Origin of the sequence: Enterococcus sp. AZ149 (assembly GCF_051714285.1) — a bacterium.
GTDB classification, from domain to species: domain Bacteria; phylum Bacillota; class Bacilli; order Lactobacillales; family Enterococcaceae; genus Enterococcus_D; species Enterococcus_D entomosocium.
Window position 1 is genome coordinate 3,257,327 of record NZ_JBIORO010000001.1, and the last position, 14,515, is coordinate 3,271,841.

Genomic DNA, 14,515 nt, shown 5'->3' on the forward strand with positions numbered 1-14,515 from the left:
TACGATACTACTCATTATCTAGGTCTTTAGAAAATATTAAAAAGCACAATCAGCCTATGATACGACTGAGAGACTGCTTACCTCCCTAATTATCTACTTGTGAATAAAAGCGCATGAAAAAGCAATCCTTGTTATACTTATAAATAACACGAAGTCCTTAGGAAAAGGAGGAACCCTCATGACCCGTTACCAACGATTTCGCTTTGCTCATTTAGGCGCTCTTTGGATGCTGGGCTTACTCCTCACTGGCTGCAGTGCGGATACAGCACCGATTGAAGAACAACCGACTACCAACACCGCCACTTCTTCTGAACCTGCGGTTTCCTATGAAACCTTTCCACTGCCGCAACCGATCTTAGACGGGGAAACCAGTGTGGCGGAAGCTCTCTTCGAGCGGCGCTCGCAACGAGATTTTCAAGACACTGAGCTAACACAAGAACAGCTGGCACAGCTTTTATGGGCCGCTGCCGGTGTCACTACAGAAGATGGTCGCCGGACAGCGCCTTCGGCTGGTGCCTTGTATCCCTTAGACCTCTATGTCGTGGTCACACAGGTAACGGGGCTTGAGCCAGGGCTTTATCTGTATCAACCTGAGCAACATGCCTTAGAAAAAATCCTTGCTGGTGATTTTCGGACCGCATTGGCGGAAGGTTCGTTGGATCAGCAAGCGATCCAACGGGCACCTGCCACATTGCTTTATACAGTGGTTTATGAACGACTGATTGAGCGCTATGGGGACCGAGGAATCGAACGCTATGCCTATATCGAAGTCGGTCATTCCGCCCAAAACGTCCTTTTACAAGCCCAAGCGTTAGGCTTAGGCGCTGTGCCGATCGGCGCCTTCACGGATCATGAACTCAAAGAATTATTACAACTGCCGACGGAAAATGAACCCCGCTATTTGATTCCAGTGGGGGTTATTGAGTAGCGCTACTGAATAACAGAGCCTATTTTCGTAGGATTGTCAGTCTTTCATTAGAAAACGGCAACTGGCAAGGTTGATTTTCCCAGCAAAACCAGTAGAATCGAAAAACCACCTGCAAAAACAGCAGGTGGTTTTTCGATGGACTTACAGTTTGTATGATCGGACTTCTTCTGGTATTTCTTCTAGCGGCAACTCTTTTACTACCGCCTCGGTACCTGCTGCCATCGCTGTATCGTAGTACCAGCATTTGTATTTGATCGTATTCATCGTTTCTTGCAAGGCTGCCATTTGCTTGGTGACTTCTTCCAAACGTTCATGAAACAGCTGCTGTCGTTTCTGCAAAGACGCATCGCCTTCTTCGCCCCAATCCAAGAAATTCTTGATGTCTTTGATGGGCATGCCGGTATTCTTCAAACAATCGATCACTTTGATCGTCGCTACTTCTTTTTCTGAAAACACCCGAATGCCGCCATTGCTACGGGCCATATTCGGAAACATTCCTTCTCGATCGTAGTAACGTAGTGTCGAGATGGGGATGTTAGTCGTTTTTGATACTTCACCAATCGAGTAACTCACTTGCATCGCTCCTAAAAAAAATTTTGTTTCTCCCTTGACCTAAACCTAACTTCAGGTTCTACAATAAAAATACACCGCAAGCACTGTACTGTCAATCACCCGTCATCTCGCAGGTTTGGGTTTGGCAGCAGCAGGATTCGATGAAAAAATCATTCACTGGAGGAAATACAAATGACAGAAATCAAAGAAAAAGTTATCGTAATTATGGGAGCCTCTTCGGGAATTGGGGAAGCAACCGCCGTTAAGCTAGCCGAACAAGGGGCAAAAGTAGTAATCGCAGCCCGCCGCGAAGAGCGCATTAAAGCCCTGGCTGAAAAACTAGGAGAAAATGTTTTGTATCAAACAGCCGATGTCACGAATCGCGAACAAGTCCAACAAGTCATTGATTTAGCCATGACCTCCTTTGGTCGTATTGATGTCCTTTTCAATAATGCTGGTATCATGCCTCAAGGAAACTTGGCAGAGTTGAACTATGACAGCTGGCAAAAAATGCTGGATATCAATATCATGGGGGTATTGAACGGGATCGGCGCTGTGCTGCCCATCATGCAAAAACAACAAGATGGCTTGATCATCGCCACTGACTCAGTTGCTGGACATGTCATTTACCCGGGATCTGCCGTGTACAACGGGACAAAGTTTGCAGTTCGTGCAATCATGGAAGGCTTGCGCCAAGAAGAACGTGAACATGGCATTCGCTCCACCATCGTCTCTCCGGGAATGGTCTCCACGGAATTGTTTGAAACCGTAGGTAATGCTCAACTAGAAGCAGCCTTGAAAGAAACCTCTCGCGTAGAAGGCAACAGCCTAACGCCAGAAGATGTAGCAAATGCAGTGGTTTATGCCATTCAACAGCCCAAACATGTGGCGATCAGCGAAGTCTTGCTGCGCCCAGCAAAACAAACCGTTTAAGCTATTTCTACTAGCCCGTGAAACCTGCTATCCGCCTGAGGCGATCGCAGGTTTTTTTGTCGTCAAATCCCGCCGTTCCCCTAGGAAAAATTACTTGTTTTTCTTGTAACACCCGCTTGTCCGAGTAATGTAAACCAATCGTTGCTTTATGTAAACGACTAGGTTCTGTTGCTACGGGGGAAATTTTTTTATACTTAGTACAAAGCTTCCGTATAAAACGACCAATCAGAAACGAACCTACCGTATTTCTCTTATTTATGAATAGCCGAGCATGATTGATATCCCGCCTTCAACGTTGACTTGCAAGTATTATTAGCTGTCCTCTTTTAGTACTTGCTTTTTATAAAAGAATGGAGTGAGTGTATGAATGTGAAACAGCTGCTCGTCATTGCCGAGCAACGAAGAAACATCACGAATCAGAAATTGACCTATGCAGAAAACTTCTTGGCGGCCGGCTACTCTGCTGCCGAATTGCTGGCAGACGAAACCTTTCTCGAATTAGAGCGAAGGGAAACCCAACTGATTGCAGAACGCAATGCTATCTTTTACGAAGAAGTCAGCCACAATTAATCTCCCCTGTCCAATTGTAGGCGACGAAAAAGCGAAGGATCAGCAGCACCTTCGCTTTTTTCTATCCCCCTCAAAGGCGTCCTTTGCCTTGAGGATAACGCTGCTTGATCGTCCAATAAAACAGCCCTGCAAAGAAACTGCCGAGAATCAGGAAATTCAAACCGTATAGACAGTAGAGGAAGAAAAAGTTCAGCTGCCCACTGCTCCAAAAGCCTGTGATTCCCATTAAAACCAGACTGTTGACGCATCCTGTCAACAGACAAACCATGCGACTGCACTCCAAACTTTGTAATAAGTATTTTGTGATTTCATATAACGGACTGACGAGCATTATCCCCAGCATGATTGGCAAAATAGCTGGCAACAAGTCTAAAACAGCTACATCTGTAGTAAACAACTGGAAAAAAGCAGAACGAAAGCCCCAGATCAGACTGGCGATTCCAACATAAGCCACGAAAGAAGAAGCGAAGGCACTTTTTCCCACTGCTAAAATCTTCTGACGATTTTTCTGACCATTCGCCTCACTCGCAAAGACGGTCACTGCGTTGCCATACATCAAAGCAGGCAACCGTGCGATCATCAATCCTTGGCTGCCGATCGCATAGGCGGCCAGCGTACTAACACCCAACCGTGAGACGAAAGCTTCAAAAGCAATAATAAAGACTAAGCCTTCAAAGCATTCCTGAATCATTAAGGGGATCGATTTTTTCAATAAAAAGGCGCGTTTTCGTGGTCTTTGTTTTAGCCCTCTTGCTAGACTTTCTCTTAAAAGAACCCCATAAATCCCCAGCAAGCACAAAGTCGCAAGCATATTTGCGATGCCACTGCCTAAGACCCCCATGGCGGGAAAACCGAGATTGCCGTTGATCAATAAATAGCTAAGCAACACCTGTACCAACGCACTAATGATCGAAACACCGAGGATGTAGTTCGTTTTCTTTTCAATTTTTAAAAGGCTAGTAAAAACAAACGTGACTAACGTAAGTAAAATATAGGGGGACATGATTGCAAGATACAACGTCGCAGTTCCTAGCAGCTCCCCGCTAAATCCGTAAACAAGCTGTAAAATGTCTCGTCCAAAAAGCAGGAAAATCAGCAAAAAGCTCACACCGATCGCGACTACTAAAAAAAGAACCGACGACAGATAATCATTTAACTGCGTCTCTTCTCTTTGCCCGACTGCCTTTGCGCCATAAATATTAAAAGCCAGCCCAATCGCACCTAAGATACCCGCAAAAGCATAGAGAAACCCGTCGATCAGTGCGATCGCCGCCAGCGCTTCCGTGGATCTTCTTGAAATAATCGCTAAGGAAACTTGTGCAATAATGATTTGAAACAAATTGGAAGCAATCAAAGGCAATGTAAAAGACTGTATTTTTTTGTTCAAGAAGCTCTCCTCTCTCCTTCGCAATAACTGAACAACGCCCACCCACTAATTGTGATTCACATCACAATACAAGCGATCGTTAATAGTCGCAAATACTCAACGACCCATCAGGCGTTTTGACGTTTCTCTCTCCATTTAACCATACAGCCTTCTCGGTGTATATTCCTTCGTAATTAAAAAACAAAACATCCCGACAAGCTCCGCTTATTTCCTCCATTGGTGTCGACAAGCAATCACTGATGAAGAATAAAAAGGTTCAGAAGAACATACTGCTCTTCTGAACCTTTTCTATGGGATGATAAAAAACGCGACAAACCTTTCAAAAATCCCGCTATTTCTTCACGATCAGCTGAACGGCTTGATCGATTTTCTGCTTTTGGGTTTCCGTGTCGCTGTCTGGATTTTCCAAACAATTTTTCAAATTCTCAGCGACAATGATTCCCATAATACGGTTGACGCTGGAACTGACGGCGGACAATTGCGTGATGACATCGACGCATTCTTTCTCGTCTTCGATCATTTTTTGAATCCCCCGCAACTGGCCTTCGGTTCGTTTTAACCGATTCAAAATATCTTTGTTGCATGCGGTCATCGTTTGATTTCTCCTCTCCATGCTGACATGCCGCCGAGGACATTGGTCACTTGAAACCCTTGCTGGCTCAAAAACTCAGACGCCATTTGCGAACGAGTCCCTGAGTGACAGATGACATAGTAATTTTTATCCTTCTCTAAGTCGCTGATCTGTTCCGTCAGCTCGCTCAACGGTAGGTTTTGTGCTGTTTTGATGTGTCCTTGTGCAAACTCATCAACTTCTCTGACATCAAGGATCTCAAGCGCCTCACGTTTTTCTTTTTGGGTAAATTCCTCCATAGATATTGCTTTAATCATGAATAATCATCTCCGGCTTAATAGTATTATACAACGAAAAGGCACCATCGAGGTTTTGACAATTGATGCCCGCTTGTTTTAAGATGCGTTCGGCAATGTAGCTTCTCAATCCGCTATGACACGTAACAACATACGAAACACTTGGATCCAATTCAGACAACCGATTTCTCAATTCATCTAACGGAATGTGGAGCGCCTCTTGAAAACGCCCATTATTGGCTAATTCCATCTCTGAACGAACATCCAACAACTGCTTACCGTTTTCTAAGGCCTCCGTCAATTCGTGCCATTGGATATTCTCACTGATTCCTTCTGCCAGATTGATCGCTGCATAGCCAATCATATTCACTGGATCTTTCGCTGAGCCAAAAGGCGGCGCGTAGGTGAATTCCAGTTCAGGCAAGTCAAAGATCGTTAAGCCACCTTTGATCGCTGTTGCTAAAATATCGATCCGTTTATCGACCCCTTTGGCACCGATGCCTTGCGCACCGTAGATGTTTCCAGTATCAGCATCAAAAATCAATTTCAAATAAATATCCGTCGCATCAGGATAATACCCAGCATGGTCTTTGCCTGAAAGATGAACCACCTGAGGATTTAGCCCCGCCAGTTTGGCACTGCGCTCACTCAACCCAGTGGACGCTGCGGCAAGATCGAATACGCGCACGATCGCCGTCCCAATACTGCCTTTGTTTTTGCGAGTCAGTCCTCCCAATACATCAGCCACTTGCCGACCTTGGCGATTGGCTGGTGACGCCAAGGAGATCAGCGTGTCTTCGTTAGTGATTTGTTGTTTCACAACGATGGCATCTCCCACCGCGTAAATGTCTTTCTTGCTGGTTTGGTATTGCTCATCTACCAGGATACCCCCCCGGTGTCCTAATTGGATACCGGCACGTTTTGCCAAATCCGTTTCTGGTTGGACACCCACCGAAAGAATCGTGATATCTGAAGCCAGAACCGTTCCATCCTCCAGAACGATTTCTTGCCCTGCTTTTTCAAAAGCGGTCGCTGACTGCGAGGTCAAAACATTGACCCCTTGCTTGATCAATTCATTTTTGACATACGCCGCCATTTCTTCATCCAAAGGTGGCAATACGTGTGGTGCTTTTTCCACGATCGTTACTTGTAGGCCTTTTTTATGTAAATTTTCAGCGACTTCTAACCCAATAAACCCAGCGCCAATGATCGTCGCTTTTTGAGGCTTTTTGTCTTCAAGATGTGCCATGATTTGGTCTAAGTCAGGAACATTGCGCAAAGAAAAGGCGTTGGTTGCTTCTTCTAGCCCTTTGATCGCTGGTACTAGCGGTTTTGCCCCCGGCGATAAAATCAACGCATCATAAGATTCCGTGAAGACCTGTTCGCCATGTTTGACCGTGACCGTTTTCTCCTGCGGATCGATCGCCAGTACCTCATGAAAAGGCCGTACATCTAGGTTAAACCGTTTTTTTAATGCCTCAGGTGTTTGGACCAATAAGGCGTCTCGCTCTTCGATCTCACCAGAAATGGCATACGGCAGTCCACAATTCGCAAAAGAGACAAAAGGACCTTTTTCAAAAATAATGATCTCCGCTACTTCTTTAAGCCGACGTAAGCGCGTTGCTGCAGACATTCCTCCTGCTACCCCACCGACAATAACTATTTTTTCCATCGTTACTTTCCTCCTTTGGTTGTTCCCCGCCATTGATTCATGCCACCGCGAACATTGACCACATCAAACCCCTTTTTATTTAGGATTTTGGCTGCTTGTTTGCTTCGCATCCCTGATTGGCAAATGACTGCCAGTTTCTTGTCACCTTTTTTAGTGAAGCCCGCAATCTTGTTTAACGGTACATTTTTGGCGTAGGCAATGTGCCCGCTACGGTACTCCGCCGGCGTGCGAACATCCAGAACCGTCCATTCTTTGGCTCCTTCTTTTTGTAAATCTGCTGTTGACATACTTGGTATGCGTTTAAATAATGAAAACATTTCTTGCTCCTTTCTTATACCCTCCCGGGGTATATTAAACAAGATGTTTCCCTATTTGTCAACTAAGTGATTTTCTTTAAGAAAAGAAACTTGCTGTTGCGTTGCTCCCCACTCGATAAACTGTCATGTATCGGACATGTACCAATCAAGCAAGAGGAAAAAAAGCCACATATTTCCTTCCCCTCAGCCTCAGTGCTATAATAAACAAAAAGATATGCAGTAAAAAATAACACACTACAAGGTCACTTCGTCAAAGACGTTTTTCACGACCTCAGAATAAAAACGATGCTCCTCTCAAAAAAACAGCAGATAAAAAACGACGCAAGCACCACTTTCCCTTGATTTATCAAGAAGCAAGCCCTGCTTTCTTGGAATCAGCGTGGGTTTCGACTATGCTTAAGTCACATCAGCGAAAGGAAAAAAAGATGGAATTTGGCGAAAAAATCAAAGAAGTACGCACAAGAAATAACTTGACCCAAGAACAATTTGCCACTCAATTACACGTGACGAGACAAGCCGTTTCGAACTGGGAAAACAATCGCAATCTACCAGATTTAGAAATGCTGATTGCCATCGCCACGATTTTTCAACTCTCGCTTGATGAATTGATTTTAGGAGGAACTCAAGTGAACAAGATCACTGAAAAACTAATCAAAGACGGCAGCGAGACTCGACGCGCCAAACTCAATTTGATCACGACCTTGATCGGAACATTTTTACTACTATTCGGCTTTGCCTGCTTCTTCATCAAAGCAAGCTCCGTGGAATACATCGATCAATCCGGCATTTTACATGAAAATTTCTATCTAATCCCCGTAGGATTTTTGTTCCTATTGGCTAGTTTCGTAGTATTTGCGGGAACCGGGATCAATTATTTTCGAGCTGCTAGAAGAAAATAACGCAAAAAAACTCGATTCCAGATGATGGAATCGAGTTTTTAACTTTTGTTTAATAAAGAATAGTCCCTTCAATGAACACTATCGCTTAGCCAAGCAGCATTTCCAGACTCTAACGGATAATCCACCCCTAAACGAAAATAGTCCCACAGTTAGCTATTCACCGCTTAAAAACCCAATTTCCAAGCACAAGATCCTCTTTCAGATATTCCGATATTTCAAGTAAGAGGCACGTAAGTTTTCAATGTTTTCTTCATAATGCTCTTTAAAGAAAACAGAGTAGATGGAATCAAACAAAAATTGAAAAATGATCGTGATCGCAAAATCAGCGATCTTGTCTTTTTCATGATCGATCGGGCCTACTACGAGGTTGCGATCGCCATGATGATTGAGTAAGTGGTCATCAGATGAGCTGATGACGACCATTTTCACTTGATTGCCTTTTAAAATCTTTGCTAGCTCCAAGTGACGCTTTTGAACAGGATGATAGGAAGCATATATCGCAATGTCTTGGGTGCCTGCCGATTGTGCAAGTGAAATTTTTTGATAGAGATTTGCAGGAACTGTGACTCTGGCACCACAGCTTTCCATTCGATCTTTAAAAATTTTTGCTACATGCAGCTGTTCATCATCGACAAACACAATAATATTGACAGCATGGATCAAGTCCACGGCAATCTGTTGCAGATCCTTGACACTGATAAAAGTCGTTGCCAAAAATAACGAGCGCTCGTACAAATCTCTTAAATTTGAGATGACGGTAAACGCAGAATCTGTTTTTCCAAATGGAATATTCAAATCTACTTTTTTATCTGCATGCTGTAATTGATCGGCATAAGAGGCAGTGACCATTAATTTCAATTCATTCAACCCGGAATACCCCAACTTTTTGCAAAAACGATAGATGGTAGCTTTAGAAACAAATGCCAATGAACTGATCTCACGAATGGTCATCTGTGTAAAAGCAACTGGGTCCTTATTAATCAAATCAATAATGTTGTGTTCTGTATCAGACAAATATTTAACACAATTCAGTTTTGCAAATAAATTCATGACTATATCTCCCAAACGATTTTGCACCGAACGATTTCTGGTCTTTTTCTAAACGCAGAGTGTCTCCCATGCTCATATAAGGTTGTGTTTTACTTTTTTCACTTTATTTAAATGATGATTCATCAAGGCGCCGATCAAATTCGCGTCATTTCGAAACTTGCACGGAACGATCTTCGGCACTGCAAGATGATATGTGTGTTTCTCTTTCAACCGATCAATGCTTTTTTCGATTTCTTGGATAAATCGTTTTTGCTCACTGATTCCGCCCCCGATAGCAAATGTCTCGGGATCAAAAATATACTGCAGGTTGAACAAATGAAGAGCGATCGTATCACAATACTTTTCTAGAACGCCTTGCAGTTCTTTGTCGCCTTCTTCAATCAGTTGAAACAGCAACTCACCACTGAGCGTGCCTTTTTCCATCCCTTTGACTCGTTCTCCTTCACTAACCAGCGACAGAACACTGCCAGAAGCACCGAAATAAGCGGCTGGTTGATGGTACGCATCGGTTTGCTGGACAAAACTAAACTCGCCAGCGATCCCGCTGCTGCCGCGATGTAGGCGATTATTGATGATCAGTCCACCGCCGACACCAGTGCCAAAGACCAAGACGATGCCATGATCTGTATGCGCCAGCGCTCCGACCCACGATTCTGCCAATGCCGCGCATTTGCCGTCATTTTCTACCGAGATCGGCAAATCAGTGAATGTATGAAAGAGATCAACGATGTTTGTCTGTTCTAAAAAGGTCAGCACACCAGCGGTATGGGCATAACCGTTGAAAACATCAATTTTCCCCGGCATACTGATGGCGATACCATCGACTTGCCCTTCGAATTGCCGAAAAATTTCTTCGACAGCGACTAAAAAGCAGGCTTTCTCTTCAAGAGGTGTTTTTACTTTCCCTTTGAAGAAAATCTCACGATCCCCCGTCATTAAACAGTATTTGATGTAACTGCCTCCTATATCATAAACAAGATAATTCATTGTTTACCCAACTTTCTCAAAAAATATTTCACCTCGGAATATATGGTATCTTCCGAGGTGATAACCCATTATCGTTTTTGCTTTGCTAACCAGTGAAACAACGACTGGGTTTCATTCGCAATCTCACCATTATAAACTGGAATCCATGCCCAATGATCATTGTAGTGATATGGTTCGCCCGTATCGTCCTGATAGTAGCCTGTTTCGTCTGTTATCGCATCCAGAGCAGTCAAGTGAAGCTCAGGATGGTTCATCGCTTTTAGCATTTCATATAATGACTGACTATGCTCGTTAAAGGAAACGACTTGATCGTGAATGCCATGAGTCAACCAAAGTGGGACCTCCTTGAGGCCTTCAAGTTGTCTTTGATCGAGCCATTCTGTCTTATAGGCCTGACAAATAGGAAAAGCTGCCGCGAAAAAATTGGGCTTTCTTAAAAGCAGATTGATGGTCATAAAGCCGCCATTGGAGCCGCCGCCTAAATAGATCCGCGTTGGATCGATCGTTTCAAAGGTCTGAACTGCTTCATCAATCAAACGGCTGACAGCTCGGGTATACTTGCTGGTGCCATCTTGAGTGTAACCGCCGCTTCCATCGTTCATCCACATATCTGGCACTTGAGGAACCAGAACATAGGCGCCACCAAACATCGCTTGTACTTCGGGATCAGCCCAAGCAACCACTTTATTGCCCAAAAGCGCAATTTCAGGATCGGTTCCGCCTTCGCCCGCGCCGTGCAAAAGAATGATTAGGGGATGCTTCCCTTTTTCCTTCGGTTCAAAAAGTGCATGGTGTAAAGTGATCTCACCAAACTCAGCATCTTCATAAAAAAATTCTTTTTGCAGAAATTGCTCGGTCCCTTCATAAACGGTTTCTTCAAACTGTTGGTTCGTCAAAACGAGCTCGTTCAAAGAAGAACCATTAATACACAGAGGCTTCTTTAGCGTGATCGTATACATCGTCTGTCGCTTTTGATTCAAAAACAACTGTGGATTAAAGACAAAGGGTGATGTCAACGGGGCATCGGGATGAACCTGCAACGCCAATGTAACGCACGTCGTCGGCAGATCGACGGGTTGCTTTTGTCCTGTCGAATCAGATAAATAAGCCTCTTTGAGTTCGATCTTGCCTTTTATCTGCTTTGGTATTTTCGTCGACCAATCAAAGCCTTCTTTTTCTCCTAGTACTTCAAAAAACGAGGCATCTACTTGCTCATCGATCACTTGTCCAAAATCAATCACAATTTTATGGTTTGCCGGTCCCCAATCGTATCTTTGGCAATGGACGGAATACGTAATCTGGGTAGGTGTATCAGTCTCTGTCTTTGTCATAAAAAACCTCCAGGTTGAATCAAGACTTTGCTTGGATCGAGGTGCCATTAGACTCAATCACTTTTTTGTACCAGTAAAAAGATTTTTTCTTTTTGCGGGCAAAAGTCCCTTTTCCAGCATCATCCAAGTCTACATAAATGAACCCATAACGTTTTTTCATTTCCCCTGTTCCTGCAGATATGATATCAATACAGCCCCACGGTGTATAGCCCAGTAGTTTCACGCCATCATGTACAACCGCTTTGATCATCTGCTCAATATGGGCGCTGAGGTAAGCGATACGCGCATCATCGATGATCTCGTTTTGTTCGTTAAAAGTGTCAAGTGCGCCTAAGCAGTTTTCTACAATAAACAACGGCAGCTGGTAGCGATCATACAATTGGTTCAATACGATCCGCAAACCTGTCGGATCAATCGGCCACCCCCACTCCGATTCCTCTAAGTAGGGATTCTTTACCGCTTCCATCATATTGCCGCGGCTCGTTTTTTCTTGTTCTTTTGTGGAGATGACCGCTGAATTGTAGTAACTAAAAGAAAGAAAATCGACCGTCCCTACGCGTAAAAGATCAAGATCATCTGATTCCATGACCAGCTGCCAGCCGTTTCGTTCATACTCCTTCAAGGCATATTCAGGGTAATACCCACGGCATTGGACATCACTATACAGATATTTGAACATTCTAGAAACTTCGATTTCCCGCATACTGTCGTTTGGATTACAGGTTTCTGGGTACATACCAGCACTGGCAAGCATCATTCCAATTTGAAAATCGGGATTGATTTTTTTGCCTTCCATCACGCAGCGGGCACTAGCAAGAAAGACATGATGCAATGCTTGCGCCCTTTTTCCTAAGTCTTTTCCTTTGATCCCTAAAAAAACATAGCCATTCAAAAAATTGATTTCATTGAAGGTGATCCAGTACTTCACTTGCTCTTTAAAACGATCGAACAGCAAAACCGCATAGTCCAGAAAATCTTCAATCGTACGCCGATCCAGCCATCCTTCACGACTTTCAGCTAAAGCCAGCGGCATATCAAAATGATTTAAGGTAACGATTGGTTCAATGCCGTATTTGAGCAGTTCATTGAAGATCCTTTCATAGAAGAGAATTCCTTCTTCATTAAGCGATTCTTTCGTTCCATCAGGAAAAATCCGTGTCCAGCTGATCGACATCCGATAAGCCTTGTAGCCTTGTTCAGCAAATAAAGCAATGTCTTCTTGCCAATGATGGTAAAAATCTGTGGCGCGATGGCTAGGATAATACTGATTTTCGTCTAAGTATCCTTGGCAATCCGCTGGCATTCCTTCATACATAGAAATGTTGCGGATTTTGCCTTGCGCATCTTTCACAGTAAGTTGACGGGGCTGTTCCTGACTGCCGCTGGTAACAATATCCAATGTAGATAGTCCTCTGCCTCCTTGATCAAAGCCCCCCTCATATTGATTGGCGGCGGTAGCGCCGCCCCATAAAAATCCTTCTGGTAAACTCATGTTATTGACTGATCCTCCTGTCTTTCTTTAGACCGCCTCTGTGACTTTCTCTGCCATAACCTCATCTTCAAGCGCTTGCTCTTCCGCCAATGCCAGCTTGTCGGCTTTTAAGAAAAACGGCAAGTAGATCAACCCATTGATACAAATCGCAATGACTACCGCAATCACACCTTTGATCCCGATGGTCAAGATCGGTCCAATGAAGGCTGGCATGATCCAAGGCAGTGAGATCGAAGGATTCAGTGTGTCATACACCCCAAGATTGTAGCCGATGATCCCTATAATCCCATTCACCAAAGAAGTACTGACCATCGGAATAAAGAAGATCGGATTCAACATCAGTGGCAAACCAAACACTAATGGCTCATTGATGTTAAAGATCGCTGGTGCCAAGCTGAGTTTCCCAAGAGTTTTATAGCGCTGTGATTTCGAAATAAAGGGAATCAGCAACGAGATTCCTAAGGTATTGCCCGCACCTCCAAGTGCATAAAAAGCCATCACCGCTGAAAATGCCAAATGCGGCATCGGTTCTCCCTCCATAAACGCCGTTAAATTGGCAACCCCTGTAGCCATTAAAACCGGCAAGTAAATACTGAGGATCGTATTGGGATGGATCCCAAAAAACCAGAAGATCGAAATAGTGATCATAAAAATAATCGCCGAAATCGGTGTTGCCCCCAAGTTCATAATCGGTGCTCCGACCACGCCATTGATAAAATCAAAATAATCGCCCCACGCAGTTAGACTAAAGCCGATGCGAGCTAAGCAAACAAGTACAAATATAATAATGGCAATAAAGGTCGGCGAAAGCGACTGGGCAACCATTGGCGGCACCGAGTTTGGCAGTTTAACGACCAAGCCTTTTTTGTCCAATACACAATATAGACTAGACACCAATAGCGCTACGATCATCCCGCCGAAAATACCATTACTGCCGATATAGTCAAAATTTAGTCCGGCTACTTCGCCCCCATCATAGGGAATCACTTGCGGCATCAAAACGAAAAACGAGGCCAAAGATAATATCCCACCGGTCACAGGACTTGAATTTCTTTCATTGGCATTATGATAACCAATCATAAACGTCATATACAACGCAGTAATTTCCATTGTCACCTTGATAGTGGCACGCATATGTTCATCGATCCCAGTTTGCGCTAACCAAGCCAACCAAGGCTCAACGGGCAGATTGACTAAAATAGCTATCAGACTGACCCCCAATGTCAATGGCATGGTAGACATCGCCCCATATTGAATCGCTCGAATCGCTTTTATCTGACTAATTTTCCCCATTACAGGCATTATTCGATCATTGATGATAGATTTTGATTCACTCATAGTTTTCCTCCCTGAAAAAAATTGGCTTTTAATCACATCAAGTTTCTCCGGATAAAACCCTTGTAACCGATTTCAATATCTCGTAAATTATTGCTTATTTCAATAGGCAGCCTTGAAACTGAAACGTTTGTTTCACGATTCGTCATGAAATAGCGTGGAACATGAAAAAGAGGTCTCATTGTTCCCCGCTTC

15 protein-coding genes are annotated in these 14,515 nt (G+C 43.9%); 4 read left to right on the forward strand and 11 right to left on the reverse strand.

The genetic code is table 11. The annotated features are described in order from the left end of the window. The first annotated feature begins 178 nt into the window (after positions 1–178). Entirely contained in the window at positions 179–928 is a 750-nt protein-coding gene (locus IGI94_RS15150; RefSeq protein ID WP_086298800.1) for a SagB/ThcOx family dehydrogenase, read from the forward strand. A gap of 141 nt (positions 929–1,069) precedes the next feature. On the opposite strand, the gene IGI94_RS15155 is transcribed toward IGI94_RS15150, so the two are convergent. Then, positions 1,070–1,507 carry a MerR family transcriptional regulator gene (locus IGI94_RS15155; protein ID WP_086298802.1) on the reverse strand — a complete coding sequence of 146 codons (438 nt, stop codon included), beginning with the start codon at positions 1,505–1,507 and terminating at the stop codon, positions 1,070–1,072. A 165-nt stretch (positions 1,508–1,672) separates the two neighbouring features. Here IGI94_RS15155 and IGI94_RS15160 point away from each other — a divergent pair, with 165 nt between their 5' ends. Both IGI94_RS15160 and IGI94_RS15165 read left to right on the forward strand, forming a co-directional pair. Further along, a complete protein-coding gene (locus tag IGI94_RS15160; protein WP_008380252.1) occupies positions 1,673–2,413 on the forward strand; it encodes an SDR family oxidoreductase in 741 nt (246 codons plus the stop codon). 363 nt (positions 2,414–2,776) lie between these two features. Beyond that, positions 2,777–2,983, forward strand: a complete 207-nt coding sequence (locus IGI94_RS15165; RefSeq protein WP_008380254.1) for a hypothetical protein — start codon at positions 2,777–2,779, stop codon at positions 2,981–2,983. A gap of 70 nt (positions 2,984–3,053) precedes the next feature. Here the strand turns inward: IGI94_RS15165 and IGI94_RS15170 are convergent, their stop codons facing one another. The 5 genes from IGI94_RS15170 to IGI94_RS15190 form a co-directional block, all read right to left on the reverse strand. Next, positions 3,054–4,370 carry an MATE family efflux transporter gene (locus tag IGI94_RS15170; RefSeq protein WP_194199879.1) on the reverse strand — a complete coding sequence of 439 codons (1,317 nt, stop codon included), beginning with the start codon at positions 4,368–4,370 and terminating at the stop codon, positions 3,054–3,056. Between the two features lie 331 nt (positions 4,371–4,701). Further along, positions 4,702–4,962 carry a metal-sensitive transcriptional regulator gene (locus IGI94_RS15175; RefSeq protein ID WP_005230585.1) on the reverse strand — a complete coding sequence of 87 codons (261 nt, stop codon included), beginning with the start codon at positions 4,960–4,962 and terminating at the stop codon, positions 4,702–4,704. Continuing rightward, on the reverse strand, positions 4,959–5,258 hold the full coding sequence (locus IGI94_RS15180; RefSeq protein ID WP_005233232.1) for a rhodanese-like domain-containing protein: 300 nt from the start codon (positions 5,256–5,258) through the stop codon (positions 4,959–4,961). Before IGI94_RS15180 ends, IGI94_RS15175 begins: the two co-directional genes overlap by 4 nt. Continuing rightward, a complete protein-coding gene (locus IGI94_RS15185; RefSeq protein WP_430599717.1) occupies positions 5,251–6,909 on the reverse strand; it encodes an FAD-dependent oxidoreductase in 1,659 nt (552 codons plus the stop codon). Before IGI94_RS15185 ends, IGI94_RS15180 begins: the two co-directional genes overlap by 8 nt. A 2-nt stretch (positions 6,910–6,911) precedes the next feature. Further along, complete coding sequence (locus IGI94_RS15190) at positions 6,912–7,226, reverse strand: rhodanese-like domain-containing protein (RefSeq protein ID WP_086316654.1); 315 nt, start codon at positions 7,224–7,226, stop codon at positions 6,912–6,914. A 425-nt stretch (positions 7,227–7,651) separates the two neighbouring features. Here IGI94_RS15190 and IGI94_RS15195 point away from each other — a divergent pair, with 425 nt between their 5' ends. Then, positions 7,652–8,125 carry a DUF3955 domain-containing protein gene (locus IGI94_RS15195; protein ID WP_052533231.1) on the forward strand — a complete coding sequence of 158 codons (474 nt, stop codon included), beginning with the start codon at positions 7,652–7,654 and terminating at the stop codon, positions 8,123–8,125. Between the two features lie 198 nt (positions 8,126–8,323). Here IGI94_RS15195 and IGI94_RS15200 read toward each other — a convergent pair whose 3' ends face one another. The 5 genes from IGI94_RS15200 to IGI94_RS15220 all read right to left on the reverse strand — a co-directional run bounded on the left by IGI94_RS15200 (position 8,324) and on the right by IGI94_RS15220 (position 14,323). Further along, positions 8,324–9,175 carry a MurR/RpiR family transcriptional regulator gene (locus tag IGI94_RS15200; protein WP_042890882.1) on the reverse strand — a complete coding sequence of 284 codons (852 nt, stop codon included), beginning with the start codon at positions 9,173–9,175 and terminating at the stop codon, positions 8,324–8,326. Between the two features lie 72 nt (positions 9,176–9,247). Further along, positions 9,248–10,162: an ROK family protein gene (locus tag IGI94_RS15205; protein ID WP_016620279.1), complete on the reverse strand. Its 915-nt coding sequence runs from the start codon at positions 10,160–10,162 to the stop codon at positions 9,248–9,250. A 68-nt stretch (positions 10,163–10,230) separates the two neighbouring features. Next, the gene (locus IGI94_RS15210) at positions 10,231–11,493 is read right to left on the reverse strand and encodes a prolyl oligopeptidase family serine peptidase (protein WP_438771879.1); all 1,263 of its coding nucleotides are present in this window, start codon (positions 11,491–11,493) and stop codon (positions 10,231–10,233) included. Positions 11,494–11,512: 19 nt separating this feature from the next. Further along, positions 11,513–12,985, reverse strand: coding sequence for a glycoside hydrolase family 1 protein (locus IGI94_RS15215; RefSeq protein WP_438899931.1), 1,473 nt, complete (start codon positions 12,983–12,985; stop codon positions 11,513–11,515). A 27-nt stretch (positions 12,986–13,012) separates the two neighbouring features. Next, positions 13,013–14,323 (reverse strand): PTS sugar transporter subunit IIC, encoded by a 1,311-nt coding sequence (locus tag IGI94_RS15220; RefSeq protein ID WP_086316659.1) that lies wholly within the window; start codon positions 14,321–14,323, stop codon positions 13,013–13,015. Between the last annotated feature and the right edge of the window lie 192 nt (positions 14,324–14,515).